This is a genomic window from Rhizobium sp. CBN3, assembly GCF_030518245.1.
Taxonomy (GTDB): Bacteria; Pseudomonadota; Alphaproteobacteria; order Rhizobiales; family Rhizobiaceae; genus Rhizobium; species Rhizobium aethiopicum_A.
The window spans coordinates 1-13406 of record NZ_JAULSE010000050.1 but is presented as its reverse complement, the minus strand read 5'-3'; the positions used below and the strand labels follow the sequence as shown (position 1 = coordinate 13406).

Genomic DNA, 13406 nt, shown 5'->3' with positions numbered 1-13406 from the left:
TCACCTTGCTTCAGAATGAACGCCTTCTGAGCGTCCGAAAACTGCGACGCTTTCATCGTCTTCTGGTCCCTTTCCCAGCCAGGAAAATGCACCGGAAAACTCTAACCAAAACTGGTCCAGTTTGAAGGGTTCAGATCAGCATCAGCCGCAACTTTCTACCAGCGCCGTCGCTTATCCGATCCGACGACCATGTCTATTTTGTGGGGGAGAACGGTGTTGCCGGTGGTCATGTTGGCGATCGGTGCTTGTACGTTCGCAGGCCTGTCCACGTTTCAAAGCATATATGCCGAAACGCGCGGACTCTCACCGAATGTCTTCTTTCTGACATTCACCGTCACGACTGTCACATTGCGATTCTCCGTCGCGGGTATGATCGGTAAGTTGCCGCTTGGGCGCCTAGCACTCACCCTCTTCGTGACGACACTGATTGGGATCGGACTTTTGGTTTTGAACCCGGGAAGCGAGCTGCTGTACGTCGTCGCCACCGTTCTCTTTGCGATAGGCTACGGTCTCACTTATTCGACCTTGAATGCGATGGTGGTGAACCTCGCTGGCGAACGTGGTCTGTCAATCTCAACGGCCTCCCAAGTCTTTACACTCGCTTATTTTCGTGGGTTCGTTTCAACATCGCAATCGCCAGTCAGACATTGTGGAGGGCGGTGTAGGAGACAGACGTCCTTCGATAATGATTTCCGTATCGCTGCCCACGTGCCCGCCCAACCAAAGGAAGTGTGTTTATGCAAGTGCTGGATCTCATCGGTATAGGCATCGGACCCTTTAATCTTAGTCTTGCAGCACTCGCGTGTCCGACGCCGCTGCGCACTGCCTTTTTCGAAAAGGAAAGCGGCTTCGATTGGCATCCTGGGCTGCTGCTGCCCAACAGTCGCCTGCAGGTATCTCCGCTGAAGGACTGTGTGACACTTGCAGATCCGACCAGTCCGTTTTCGTTTCTCAACTACCTCGCGGTGCATGGACGGCTGTACAGCTTCGTAAACCGGTGCGACGCGACCACGTCGCGAAGAGAGTTCACACAGTATTTCCAATGGGTTGCGCATCAGTTGCCACAACTCCGGTTTGGGGAGGAGGTTACCGACGTAACCAGATTAGACGAGGGTTACCGCGTGACGACGACTCGAGATCACTACCATGCACGCTCAGTTGCGATTGGCGTCGGTGTCGTTGCAACAATTCCCGAATGCGCCAAACCTTGGCTGGGCGAGAAGGTCTACCATGTGGCGAGCTATCTGGATCGGCCACAAATCGACATCGGTGAACGCGTATTAGTCGTTGGTGGGGGGCAGAGCGGTGCGGAGGTTGTTGAACACCTATTGGGCAGTCCGGGTATCGGTAAAATTACATGGGTGACGTCACGCGGGAACCTGTTCACGAGGGATGACAGCTCTTTTATCAACGTGTCATACACGCCGTCTTACAGCCAGCGCTTTCATTCGCTGCCACTTAAAAAACGTCGCACTATTGTCGACGACGAAAAACTCACCAGTGACGGCATTTCAGCAGAATTGAGCAACCGCATTTACGAAACTATCTATCACCGCAGCGCGACTGGCAATATTGACGATGTCATTCAACTGCTACCCGCAGTCGTCATGAAGGAGTTGTCTCCTCATGCGGACGGTTGGCACGCGCTGTTGGCTTCGCACGGCACCTGTCAGCGACCGACTGTAGTGGCTGATCGGGTCGTACTCGCCACCGGTTTCGAGCCTCGCCCGCTAGCGTTTATCGATCGCCTATTGGCTTCCGCTTCTATGGAAGGCGGTCTGCCGGTCGTGAAGGACGATTACTCCGTTCAATTCGAGGACAACGCCGCCGGCCAGGTATATCTGCAAAACCGATCCCCAGTCCAAAGTGGCTTGCAGAGTGTGAATCTATCGCTCGTCGCCTACCGAAACGGTCGCATCATCAATAGCCTGCTTCGGCGTGAATACTATCTGAACGTCCCAGATCGGCCGATCCTTGGGTGCCTAGGTTTACTTCCCGCTCAAGAGACACAAAACGCAAGATAACACTCCAGTGCAGTGCAGCTCGGGGCGCCTGCTCACGACGCAGCTTTACCAGGCGGCTTTAAATCTAAAAAGGAGTTACACATGTTAACCAAAGAACAAAAATCAACATGGGATGACGTTGGATACATTAGGATTGAGTCATTTCTCGATCTAGAAAGCCGAGATAAACTTTCAGCTCTTGTGGCTGATGTTTCGTGCTGGGAGACAAGTGAAGACAAATGGCTGATATGGTTCGAAAAAACAACTGACGGTAGGAGGATCATTTCGAAGGTCGAGAACTTCCTCGAATTTAACGCCCCCCTGCGTGATTTACTGCTGGCTGACCACCGTATCGAGTCGATCGTCGAAGAGTTACTGGGGGAAGATGCCCGCATGCTCAAAGAGTTGCTGATCTTTAAGTACTCCGACAGCGGCGGCTATCGCCCGCATCAGGACATCTACCATATCCCACATAAGCTACCAGACCGGATGGTGCACGCGATTGTTGCAATAGGCATCGACGATTCCGGCCCAGACAACGGAGGGCTTTTCTTCAGCCCCGGGAACCACAAAAAGGGCGTGTTCCCAATGGACGCCGGCGGCGTAATGTACCCCGAGGTCGCGGACAGGCTGGCCTGGGAGCCCGTAACGTGGAAGGCCGGTGACATTTTCATCTTTGACGACTATGCCCCACATTACTCAAAGCCCAACAAAAGTGAAAATTCTCGAAGGGTGATTTATCTCGTGTTCCAGCGTGCCTCAACTGGTGGGCCAACGAGGGCCGAATACAACAAACTGAAACGCGCCTACAACCCTCCCGAGGGCAAGGTCTCCAACATCGACGAGCTCAAGCCGCCGAACGGCATTTTCTATCGCGATTGAAGGCAGAGGACAGAGGCAAACATGTATACGAAACAGATCGACCGCTCAATCATGCGCCAGGAGTATGGCGTTCTGGTGTGCCGGTTACTTGAGCATCTACCGCAGGCAGTCGCAACGGCTTTCGGCACATCGATTGTGGAGGTGGTACCTGGCGATGCGGTCGATCTTCATTCGCACCCAGAGCACGAACTCTGGGTATTGATCTCGGGCAGCGGCGTGTTTCAATCCGATGGAGAAACCTCCGCAGTCAGTGGGGACACGATGGTCTATATAGCGCCGCACCAAAAACACGCGATCAAAAATAGCAGCCCTCAAACCAGCTTAAAGTTCCTTTCGATATGGTGGGATTGAATTGAGAGCAAACCAACATACTTTTTTTGCCTGCTCGGCGCCGCCGTGCCCGAACGGCAAGCTGCATCTTGGGCATATAGGTGGCGTGTACCTTCTCGCCGACGTGTTCGTACGCTACCACCGCATGGTAGGCAACGCGGCCTATCACGTGACAGGTGCGGACGAACATGGCACTTACACGCTGGTGAAAGCCCGAAAGCTTGGCAGGCCGGTTGATGACGTCGCACACATGCACATTGAAGAAATTCTGCAGTGTCTGCGGTCAGTTGATATTGAACCGGACGTATTTGTAAGGACTTCAAGCGAAGACCACAAAGACCGCAGCTTGGCGATCTACGACCAACTAAGAGCGTCCGGCTACGTTGAGCTGCGCGACGGAGAGCAACTGTATTGCGGGACGTGCGAAGAGTTCGCCGCAGACTCACTCGCGGTCGGAGAGTGTCCAGCTTGTAACGCGCCAACAGATAGTAACCTTTGCGAAGATTGCGGCTCGGCGCTGCAACACAATCTACTACGCAACCCGATTCACACGACATGCGGCCAGAGCCTTATCTTGCGCCCGATTCGACAGGTTCATTTTCAGCTTGAAAAATTTGCTCCGGGGCTCGATCACGCCATTGAGGCGAGCGGATGGCCGGAATCCATAAAGCGCAAAGAACTTGACTGGCTACGGTCAAAACTGATGGCATTGCCGATGTCGCGGCATTTCGACCGTGGTGTGACTTTGAACTCCCCGGTGGAGGTGGCAGGCCAAACTTTAATGACTTGGTTTGAAGGATTGTGGTGCTATGAGACAGGAATCGAACGCCTCTGCAAGCAAAATGGCGCAGATCTCGATGACACTATGCGCAACGCGAGCACGAGACTCGTATTCTTCATGGGTCAGGATAACCGGTTTTATTACACGATCGGCGTTACTGCTAGTTTGTTCTCGCGCGGTTATGCGATTCCATACAACCATGCAATTCAGGACTTTTATAAGCTCGAAGGGGCGAAATTTTCTACTAGCCGTGACCACGCTGTGTGGGCTGACGAGGTGGCAGCAGATATCGACACGAACGTGCTGCGCTACTATTTGGCTAGCATCGCCAAGCCATTTGGCGCAAACGACAACGATTTTCTGATCGAGGGGCTGCTTCAGACCGCGGCTAGAATTCGTGCTTTCGAAACGGCTTTGCGCAAGTACGCCGGATGTAACGAGACGCTGACGGCCGACAAGCTGACAGTCGAGCAGAACCACAATGTTAAACGATATTCCGAAGCGGTGCAGGACTTGCGCGTCTGGGATGCCATGGACGCCATAGACGCCTTTTTCGACGTTGCGTCTTTTTCAAGGGCAGATACCTCAGTCAGCGCAGCGGAAGTTTCCGTATTTCTAAGCCTTCTTAATCCTGTGACCCCGATGCTTGCGGCGCGGTATGGTGCTTTCTTTTTCGGAGCCGGATGGCGGCCGGGGCTCGATGGCGGCACTATCCGGCCAAGCACCGGCTTACGCAAACCGGTTGATTTCCCATTGTTTAGCGACCCGATTCCGGAAGCCTTCATAGAGGCTTATGAAAGACGATTTAGGCAAGTCCGGCCGAATTCTTAGCTTTTAATGACGGCAACCGCTTTGACGATCCCGAGGCGAGTAACGCGGACGCCGACCGGATGACGGCATCTCGATAGCGGAGAACGCAAGGCGGCAGTCGGGCGACCTACTTCGTTCCGAAAGGCCCACGACGGCTTTCTGGCGTGCGACGGCGTCGCGCTTGGCGGCGGGCCTTTCTATTTTTTTAAGGAGCTCGGGAAGTGGGGCCGTATCCAGGATCTGCTCGGCGAGCAGTCTCTTCAGTGTGGCGTTCTCTTCCTCAAGCGCCTTCAGGCGCGTTGATCTTTTCATCACAAATTACTGGCACGCCACCAATATCTTGAACATGCTTCCAAACAGAAGGAGCCCGCCAGTCGATAGCCAGCGTACGGCAAAGCCTCTCCGGTATCGCGATATGATGAACCTACTTCCGCCCATCCGTTCACTAGCATTTCATGTCGCTCGGTGACGCCGCTCCACATCGCCTATTGCTAAGGTGCCATTCGATATTTAAAGTGGATTATCTGCAACTATAACGTCTATCGTAACTATGCGGCCTACTTAATTGATCACCAAACTAACCTAAGCCTTTTCGACGAACCTTCATTGGATCTATGCTGGAAGGTTCTGTACTGGAAAAATCGATTGTTTGGATATAAAATATCCGTTGTTTGGATGTGACTAAAGATGCGTTTCAAGGGCCTTGATCTAAACCTGCTCGTTGCATTGGATGCGCTCACGACCGAGCGCAACCTAACGGCTGCCGCACGTAGTATCAATCTAAGTCAACCAGCAATGAGTGCCGCCATTGGTAGGCTTCGGGACTATTTCCGCGACGAATTGTTTACAATGAATGGTCGAGAACTTCGGCTGACGCCCCGTGCCGAAGGACTTGCCTCGGCAGTGCGTGAAACTCTCTTGCAGGTACAATGCTCAATCATCTCTTGGGAGCCGTTTAACCCGTCGAAGTCTGACAGATGCTTTAGAATAGTTCTGTCCGATTTCATGATGCTGATATACTTCAATAAAATCATTGAGCGAGTTGCTCGAGAAGCGCCCGCAGTCAGCTTTGAGTTGCTGCCTTTGGATAGTGATCCGTACGAGATGCTTAGCCGCGGTGACGTCGACTTCCTCATCGTGCCTGAATTTTTTCTCTCGGGCGCACACCCGAGCGCAAAACTGTTCACAGAGAAGTTTGTATGTGTAGCCTGTTCGACAAATGTGGACCTACCTTCAGCGCTGACGATCGAGCAATATGTCTCCACGGGACACGTCGCTGCCGCGTTTGGGCGCTTTTTGAAGCCATCGGTCGAGGGCTGGTTCTTGCTCGAGAATGGTATTCAGAGGCGGGTGGAGGTCGTCGTGCAAGGGTTTAGCTTAATACCACCAGTCCTGCGTGGCACGAACCGCATAGCTAACCTACCGCTTCGCTTAGTCGAGCATTACGAAAGTACTTTCCCTTTGCGGATCATCAACCTTCCGTTACCGCTCCCCGTCTTCACAGAAGCTGTTCAATGGCCAGCGCTCCATAATGCCGATCCAGGGAGCATCTGGTTCAGGGAGATATTGGTTGAGGAAGCTTCCCGTATGATGTCCTCCAACGCACCTAAAATACATGGGTTGCTACAACAATCCGGTTCCTGACCAAGGTTCCTGCTTGAGTAAGATCCGCCCGAGCCCGAATAAGTTCAACAGCCACCAAAGAGGCTTTTCAAAGGTATCCATCCGGGGAAGGCCCGCTGACCTTGCCCCCAAGTTTTATCCAGTTTTGAGTTCGCTCCGACGGTTTTGGGTTGCTGTATTTGCGGCGGTAGCGGCGGGTTGCGGTGCGGAGCAATTGTGGTCCCCCAGCACCCTTCGATTTGCCGCCGAAGGTGCTAGACAGCACGTCGCGCAATCGTCCGAAGGGCGGCCGATCGGCGACGGGCGTAGCGCTCAGCTTCGTCGATAAAATGGCCTGCGGGTCACTCACAGGTGGTGCCGTCTTCAGCTAATCGGCCGCGTCGCGGGTCGTCGCTCCCAATGCAGCCCAGCTTCCTAGGTTTCAGGATGGTCACGGCAATCGCGCTGCCTCCTGAACCATTATATCTCGCATCCAGATATTTGCCGGATCTTTGTCGTGAAGTACCGGCCATTGGACTGCCTCGGTGAATGTCGGCAGCGCTATCGGGGGCGCAGTCATCCGCAATGGTATCGTGTCCTCAAAAAGCCCAACTAGTCGTAACGGAACGGTTGCGATGCGATCGGTGCCCATTAGGGCGGCGGGGATCATGCTAAAGCTTGAAACAACGACTTCGACCCGCCTCTTGAGGCCATGCTCCTGCAAGAAGCAATCTTCTATGGTAGGCTGCTGCGTCCGACCGAACCTAACTACCGCGTGCCCCATTGAAGAATACTCCTCGGCAGTAAGGGCTTCCTCAAGTTGTTTGTTATTACTGCAGCCGACGCAAGTCAGTCGTTCCTGAAATAGATCTATCTTAGGGTGCGCGCTCGACATGAATAGCGGTGGGCTAATAAGGAAGTCTACGTCGCCGCGTCGCAAAAGCTCGTCTGGATTGTCAGTAAGAGGCAGCAAGTCAAAACTAATGCCGGGTGCTTCCCGCGCAAGACGCTCCAGTATCTTCTGAAAAAGAACAACTGTAACGAAATCGCATAAGCTTACTCGGAAATGACGATCTGATTGATCAGGAGTAAATTTATCCCAGGGTATGATATTGAGCCGAATATGCTGTAAAGCCTCACGAATCGCAGGCGCGAGGTCTTCCGCACGCGGAGTTGGAACGAACTCACGACCACGCATCGTAAATAGTTCATCGCGGAAATAGGAGCGGAGCCGGCGGACAGCTGCACTCATTGCGGGCTGGCTCAGATTAATGCTACGTGCCGCCGCAGTAAGGTTGCGCTCAATCATTAGTGCATCGAGCGCGACAAGGAGATTTAGATCGAGGCCCTTAAATCGCATATCTTTTAACTATCCAATAGTGCAGCCCATTCCACAATGGCTGTTCCTACGGCGATGGCTGAATTCGCCTTGACGCTCCTCAATCGATTTGAGGGCGCGGCCACAGAGACTTAATCTCTGTGATCGGAAAGCAACCTGAGGCCAGTCCAGATTAAGCCATAACTCCAGAGTGAACGCTCGTTGCAGTGTAATAGGAAGCCTCCAATGGCAAATCACCAAACGCCAGCTGGCAAAGAAGATAATTAGCACCTGCTTCCTCGACATGATCGAGAAGATCTTGCCTAACTGAAGCAGCAGTACCAACTACGCACAACTGACAGTCTACTGCTGCATCAAAATCCGGCGGGAGGTTCTGAGGAGTCTGTATCCCGTTAATCTCGTACAGAAACCTAAAGCTCCGAAGCCACCGTTGATAAGCCGGGGCCGCGAGCGAAATGGCATGCTTCGTCGTGCTGCCGGCCACCACCATTCGGACCAACCCAAGGAACGGCGCCCGTTTCCTGCCCCCGGCGGTACGTCTCTCGTGTGCTCGGTAGGCATCAGTGATCTGGCGAACAGCAGAAGCAGGGCCCCCGCAGGCAAGATTTGTATCGTTCTCAGCCGCCCAGCGCGCAACCTCAGGACGACTGGTTGTAATCCATGTCGGAGGCTGAGGACGTTGGTGTGGCCGCAACATCAACGGGACTTTGTCTAGTTCAAAGTGGTCGCCTTTGTAGGAAAGAGCCTGAGCTCCTTCCTTCATCGCTTGGATGACGATCTCGCTGGCTTCGAGATAGCGCGATGTCGCCACCTCCTCATCAATACCGAAAAAGCTCCATTCGATTGGTAAGGAGCCGCGCCCCATGCCCAACTCGAGCCTGCCACCGCTCAGATGATCCAGCATGCAAATTTCTTCAAACGCACGTAACGGATGATAAAGGTTCAACAGCATAACCAAAGGACCGAGACGAAGATGCTGCGTGCGCTGAGCTACGCTTGCTAGAAATAGATTCGGCGAAGGTCCTCTGCCGTGGGGAGTACAGTGGTGCTCTGCGACGTGATATCCATAAAAGCCAAGGCGATCGCAGACCTCTGCCAACTTCATCCGATCTTCATACTGGCGCCCAATCTCCCTTCCGTCTTCGTCCAAATGGTCGAAGATACCAACCATCAGCTTTGCGGGAAGAGAGTTTGTCATTTAAATGTCTCCAAGTTTGGCGGCGAATTTTCGGTGACCAAGACCGGAGGGTGGCCCCGATGTCTTTCGCCAGGAATCATCGAAAAGCTGCTGGTTCTAAAAAACGATGCTGACGCCGATGAGCTAATCATAATGCTCACGTTGAAATGACATTGAATCATTCGTATTCATGTATGACTTCGCGGTGGGTAACACCCCATCTCGCATACCCACAGCTCCGTTCACTTTTGAGAAGCCAAGGATTGGCAAGATCGGATAGTGGTTGTTCAGCTTTTGTGGCGACCCAAATGTGTTAAAGCTGGTATTCGGTTTAATGCGACGAGGCTCCTGCAGTAGGCGAAGAAAGGACCCAGAGCTATGTCTCGGCGCTTGATTGGCAGACGAGAGCGCCTTCTGCAGTTCCACGTTGGCCATGTTCGTCTCCATTTACCGGCCAGGTCTGTGACCTTGCCCTCGGCTGCTCTCGGTGGAGCAACATCATGGGGTCCCCAATTCATAATCGAGGTGTTTAATAACATCCCATGGCTTCGTAAAATTGATTGTTTGTATGGCATTGATCCACCAGGTGAATAACCAGGAATCTTCACCGTCAAAGGGTTGCTGATCGAACTAGCATACGGTCGACCCAGGCGAGATCACGGCCCCTTCCGAAGGTGGAAGGATCAGGAGCCAGTGCGGTTTTGGCCGCAGCGCAACAGCGCCGATACCAGAAATAGATGTGACGCAGTTGGCTTCCGCGTCTTTCGTGCACGCTGTTGTATGTCCTTAACATTCCCCATCTTAACTTCATAGGATCACAGGTTTTACGATAGGGAAATTGCTCTCAACCCTTCAAACTGGACCAATTTTGGTTAGAGTTTTCCGGTGCATTTTCCTGGCTGGGAAAAGGAACGGAACACGATGAAGGCATCGCAGTTTTCGGACGCTCAGAAGGCGTTCATTTTGAAGCAGGGTGATGAGGGCGTCTCGATCGCGGAGATTTGTCGCAAGGCGGGGATCAGTCAGACGACTTACTTCAACTGGAAGAAAAAGTACGCCGGCATGTTGCCGCCAGAGATGAAGAGGCGCAAGCAGCTTGAGGACGGGAATTCGCGATTGAAGAAGATCGTCGCGGATCTGACGTTGGACCGTGAGATGCTGCAGGACGCCATCCGCCGAAAGCTCTAAGGCCTGAGGGGTAGCGGGAGGTGGTGTCATGTGCCGCGATTGGGCGATCTCGATCCGGCGTGCCTGTGGCGCGTTGAACTTCGATCGGTCGACCGATCACTACATCTCTCGCCGCGCCGAGGCCGGTCTAGACCTGTGAGCGCGGGTGCGCTACGGCTATCGTCGCGTGCATGTGCTTTTGGAACGCGAGGGTTGGGGCACCAACATCAAGCGAACCTATCGCATTTACAGGGACTTGGGACTGCAGCTGCGGAATAAGACTCGGAAGCGCCGTGTTAAGGCGAAACTTCGCGAGGATCGGCAAATGGCTGTCGGACCAAATGACGTGTGGGCGATGGACTTCGTGCACGACCAGCTCGCAACCGGAAAGAAACTGCGGGTCCTGACGGTGGTCGCCACCTTCTCACGCTATGTTCCCGCGCTTGATCCGCCTCACAGCTATCGAGGTGAAGATGTCGTGCAGACGTTGGGACGGGTGTGACGATTTTCGTTATAGTGCGCACTATGAGTCCGATTACGCAACATACGTATTGAACCCTCATTCTCTAATCGAGGCGCCGTTACGTGGAACCGCATTTCCTTTCCCGAAGAAATAACCTACCTCACGGCATCTCTATGAAAGGTGACGAGGCGTTAGGTTTGACTGGCCCGTCCACGCGTCTGTAACGGCTGCCCGATCTTCCAAAGCATGCTTGTGTCGATCTCAAGCTCGACTCCAACCTTGCCCGCACCTGTGACTACGGTAGGATAAGAAAAAAGGGCGGTGTCGATCAGTACAGCGATCTTCTGGAGACCGAATGGTGATACGCTTCCTGACGGGTAGCCGAAGAGATCGAGTACCTGTTCTTTCTGAGCAAGCTCGGCTCGTTTCCATCCATACGTGCCAGCAACCGCTTTCATGTCAATCTTTGAAGGTGATGGCAGCAAAACGGCACAAAGGTGGCGCGCAGGATGAGACCGGCGCATCACATCGTTCGCTTTCTGCTCGGCAATAATCATCGTCTTTGCAACGCGCCCCACGGGAACGCCGATAGCGGAGGCTAAATCGGAAGGAGATGTAATAGGGGTGGCGAACTCACTATAGCGCCACAATCGTACCGTCGACGCTCCGATCTGGTGCAGTTCAGCAAGTACGTTCGGATGAACGTCCAACATAGTCGTTTCCTTCCGGTTCACCTGGTAGGACGATCGAGGATAGCTGTTTCAGCGACTGCGAGTACAGCCCTCTTGCGAGTAAGTTTCAGGCGGTTCGCTCCAAAAGCTGCCTAATGCGGCGGCGACCCTCGTTCCCAAAAATACTGAAGTAAGCCTCCAGGCACTTATCGCTATCGAGCATGAAAGGAGCATCATATTTGGTGATATGCCGAATAGCCAAGGCTGGAACCGTTGTGTCGAGCGGTCGAAACATCCTGTTGTGCAAACCGGGCTCCGGGCAACCTGGATAAAATTCACCGATCATGAAACCTTCCTGAATGAAGTCGGGCTTCAGCCGTTTTTGCAGTTGACCAATCCTGATAATCTCTCCTTCATCCTGTATTCCAGGAAGGGCAATGATAATGGCCTTATAGATCCAGTCGCCCGTTCGATCGTTGAAGGACTTTACGGGTTTCATCTGGCTGAAGACGGCGAGCATACGCGCCAAATCGTTTTCGATTTCGTCAACTGCAACAGCTTGCGACGCGGCAACCCGTAAAAGCCCCTTCGTCAGAGCCTCGGGAACGAAAGGGCAAACGCTCCCGTCCCGACCTAAATGAGGATGTGGATTGGAGAGGAATTCTGAGGCATACCGAGCAAATTTCTGAAGAGCTGCGTTTGCATACTCATCATAGGCGTTGTATCCCGCATCAATATTCTTTTCCAGAATTTCGCCCACTGTCATCAATGGACCAATCGTCCCGAAAGGTTGGCTGTAATCTTTCCAAATTTCTTTATTCATTTCGGATCCCTGGTTCGAAAAGCCACGTGCAAAACGGAAGGTCGGGCTCTTGCATGCCAGCTCGGGCGGCGGGCGAGCTGGTCGGGGGCCAATCAAGAGACCGACCTTCCATCGGAAGCGAAGCTCCCGAATTTTTGGTAGCACTCGTAGTTACACTTGTGTAACTGTTTTTTTAAATGGATGTGAAAACAAGAGCGGGGGCTCGTGCACGATGAAGGTTAGTCTCACGACCGCCCGCAAATTCTTATATTCGTCATAGTTATGAAGACATACATATGATAAATGTCGCCGCGATGGGATCCGGTAACAGGCTTTTGGTGAAAACAGAACGACCCATTGCGCAGAGGCGTGGCCGTGGCGAAGACAACACGAAGAGAAATATATACGCCAGAACAGATCGACGTCGGCGTAAAGCATAAGCTTGAGAAAATTGACTCGTTTTTGTCAGATCTCGTTAGCGAAAATTCCGAAGAAAAACTATTCCTGAGGAATATTCTTGGATTGATGCTTAAAGTATATCATATGGACGCCAATAACAAACCCATGACGAAGATGCAGGCGTGTCGCTATCTGCCTTTCAAAAACCAGACTGTTTGCCAAAAGTATGTCGAGGCAGCGCATTTGCGTGGGTTCATCGACATCACTCGGGATAAAACGGACAAACGGCGTCTGATTGTTGTTCCAAAGGAGCCGTTGGTTGTCTATGTCAATGAATATATAGCTGACTTCCTTGATGACTGCCGTAGAGCGATTGACAGTGCCGCTCAAGTAGCTACGCTTCCTGAGGAAGGGATGGCAACGGCAAGTTCTTCATCTATTGATAAATCGCCAGCGTCTTCTGGGGCACCTGTGGGTTCCTCTCAAAAGAGAGTCGATCGAAAAGCCAGGAAATTTTAGCGAGTTTTATTGTGGGAAAGCAAAAGTAAGAAGCCGGTCTCGCGCGCGTTTATCCTTTCATCAATCAAATGTTTCCTCCGTAAACAAGCTTCATCGAGGTAACCCGCTTCGCTTAACCGGCCTGACGGCCGGTGCAGGCGCTGCTAGGGGGAGCGGCTGTATCGTCGTTTCGGCCAAGAAACTGCGCGGGAAGTTCGGCGGCATCCTCAGCCTTATCACCTTGGCATTTACGCTATCTTTTTAGGCGAGGCGGAAACCGCTGACGCGGTCCTCCATCTCTTGGTCGAGACAGTGTGACCTGCCACTGAATTTTCATCCGGCGTCTGACCTGCCACTGAGAATTTCTGAACCGCTCCCAAACGTTGGACCACCGGATGCTAGAGTTTTCCGGCTTCATTCAGGGAGGCGGGCTGGTTGCGCCTCCCGAATTCACCAACGAGATCGGCACCTTGTTGCCGATC

Annotated in this window: 10 protein-coding genes and 2 pseudogenes; 7 read left to right on the top strand and 5 right to left on the bottom strand. The window is 52.9% G+C overall.

The window, feature by feature from the left end; genetic code table 11:
• Positions 1-737 precede the first annotated feature (737 nt).
• From QWJ46_RS30455 to QWJ46_RS30440, 4 genes are all read left to right on the top strand, one after another.
• The gene (locus tag QWJ46_RS30455; protein WP_004677776.1) at positions 738-2024 is read left to right on the top strand and encodes a lysine N(6)-hydroxylase/L-ornithine N(5)-oxygenase family protein; all 1287 of its coding nucleotides are present in this window, start codon (positions 738-740) and stop codon (positions 2022-2024) included.
• Between the two features lie 81 nt (positions 2025-2105).
• Positions 2106-2885 (top strand): phytanoyl-CoA dioxygenase family protein, encoded by a 780-nt coding sequence (locus tag QWJ46_RS30450; RefSeq protein WP_004677773.1) that lies wholly within the window; start codon positions 2106-2108, stop codon positions 2883-2885.
• A gap of 21 nt (positions 2886-2906) precedes the next feature.
• Positions 2907-3236, top strand: a complete 330-nt coding sequence (locus QWJ46_RS30445; protein WP_004677772.1) for a cupin domain-containing protein — start codon at positions 2907-2909, stop codon at positions 3234-3236.
• A 1-nt stretch (position 3237) separates the two neighbouring features.
• Positions 3238-4827: a class I tRNA ligase family protein gene (locus QWJ46_RS30440; protein WP_074063730.1), complete on the top strand. Its 1590-nt coding sequence runs from the start codon at positions 3238-3240 to the stop codon at positions 4825-4827.
• A 144-nt stretch (positions 4828-4971) separates the two neighbouring features.
• Here the strand turns inward: QWJ46_RS30440 and QWJ46_RS30435 are convergent.
• Positions 4972-5109, bottom strand: a pseudogene (locus QWJ46_RS30435) (IS3 family transposase); the annotation flags it as partial.
• A gap of 384 nt (positions 5110-5493) precedes the next feature.
• Here QWJ46_RS30435 and nodD2 point away from each other — a divergent pair.
• Complete coding sequence (gene nodD2 / locus QWJ46_RS30430; protein WP_004677768.1) at positions 5494-6450, top strand: transcriptional regulator NodD2; 957 nt, start codon at positions 5494-5496, stop codon at positions 6448-6450.
• A gap of 409 nt (positions 6451-6859) precedes the next feature.
• On the opposite strand, the gene nodD3 is transcribed toward nodD2, so the two are convergent.
• The gene (nodD3, locus tag QWJ46_RS30425) at positions 6860-7768 is read right to left on the bottom strand and encodes a transcriptional regulator NodD3 (protein WP_004677763.1); all 909 of its coding nucleotides are present in this window, start codon (positions 7766-7768) and stop codon (positions 6860-6862) included.
• A gap of 151 nt (positions 7769-7919) precedes the next feature.
• Positions 7920-8945, bottom strand: coding sequence for an LLM class flavin-dependent oxidoreductase (locus tag QWJ46_RS30420; protein WP_004677759.1), 1026 nt, complete (start codon positions 8943-8945; stop codon positions 7920-7922).
• Positions 8946-9845: 900 nt separating this feature from the next.
• On the opposite strand from QWJ46_RS30420, the pseudogene QWJ46_RS30415 reads away from it, so the two are divergent.
• Positions 9846-10590, top strand: a pseudogene (locus QWJ46_RS30415) (transposase); the annotation flags it as partial.
• Between the two features lie 155 nt (positions 10591-10745).
• Here the strand turns inward: QWJ46_RS30415 and QWJ46_RS30410 are convergent.
• Together QWJ46_RS30410 and QWJ46_RS30405 are read right to left on the bottom strand one after the other, a co-directional pair.
• Positions 10746-11267, bottom strand: a complete 522-nt coding sequence (locus tag QWJ46_RS30410) for an aminoacyl-tRNA deacylase (RefSeq protein WP_004677747.1) — start codon at positions 11265-11267, stop codon at positions 10746-10748.
• A gap of 85 nt (positions 11268-11352) precedes the next feature.
• A complete protein-coding gene (locus tag QWJ46_RS30405) occupies positions 11353-12048 on the bottom strand; it encodes a DUF6875 domain-containing protein (protein ID WP_004677746.1) in 696 nt (231 codons plus the stop codon).
• Between the two features lie 354 nt (positions 12049-12402).
• Between QWJ46_RS30405 and QWJ46_RS30400 the strand changes: the two genes are divergently transcribed.
• Complete coding sequence (locus QWJ46_RS30400) at positions 12403-12945, top strand: hypothetical protein (protein WP_012489593.1); 543 nt, start codon at positions 12403-12405, stop codon at positions 12943-12945.
• The last annotated feature ends 461 nt before the right edge of the window (positions 12946-13406 follow it).

Coding starts and splice junctions, on each gene's coding strand:
- QWJ46_RS30450 (WP_004677773.1), top strand. CDS start 2,106: ATGTTAACCAAAGAACAAAAATCAACATGGGATGACGTTGGATACATT.
- nodD3 (WP_004677763.1), bottom strand. CDS start 7,768: ATGCGATTTAAGGGCCTCGATCTAAATCTCCTTGTCGCGCTCGATGCA.
- QWJ46_RS30455 (WP_004677776.1), top strand. CDS start 738: ATGCAAGTGCTGGATCTCATCGGTATAGGCATCGGACCCTTTAATCTT.
- nodD2 (WP_004677768.1), top strand. CDS start 5,494: ATGCGTTTCAAGGGCCTTGATCTAAACCTGCTCGTTGCATTGGATGCG.
- QWJ46_RS30410 (WP_004677747.1), bottom strand. CDS start 11,267: ATGTTGGACGTTCATCCGAACGTACTTGCTGAACTGCACCAGATCGGA.
- QWJ46_RS30420 (WP_004677759.1), bottom strand. CDS start 8,945: ATGACAAACTCTCTTCCCGCAAAGCTGATGGTTGGTATCTTCGACCAT.
- QWJ46_RS30405 (WP_004677746.1), bottom strand. CDS start 12,048: ATGAATAAAGAAATTTGGAAAGATTACAGCCAACCTTTCGGGACGATT.
- QWJ46_RS30445 (WP_004677772.1), top strand. CDS start 2,907: ATGTATACGAAACAGATCGACCGCTCAATCATGCGCCAGGAGTATGGC.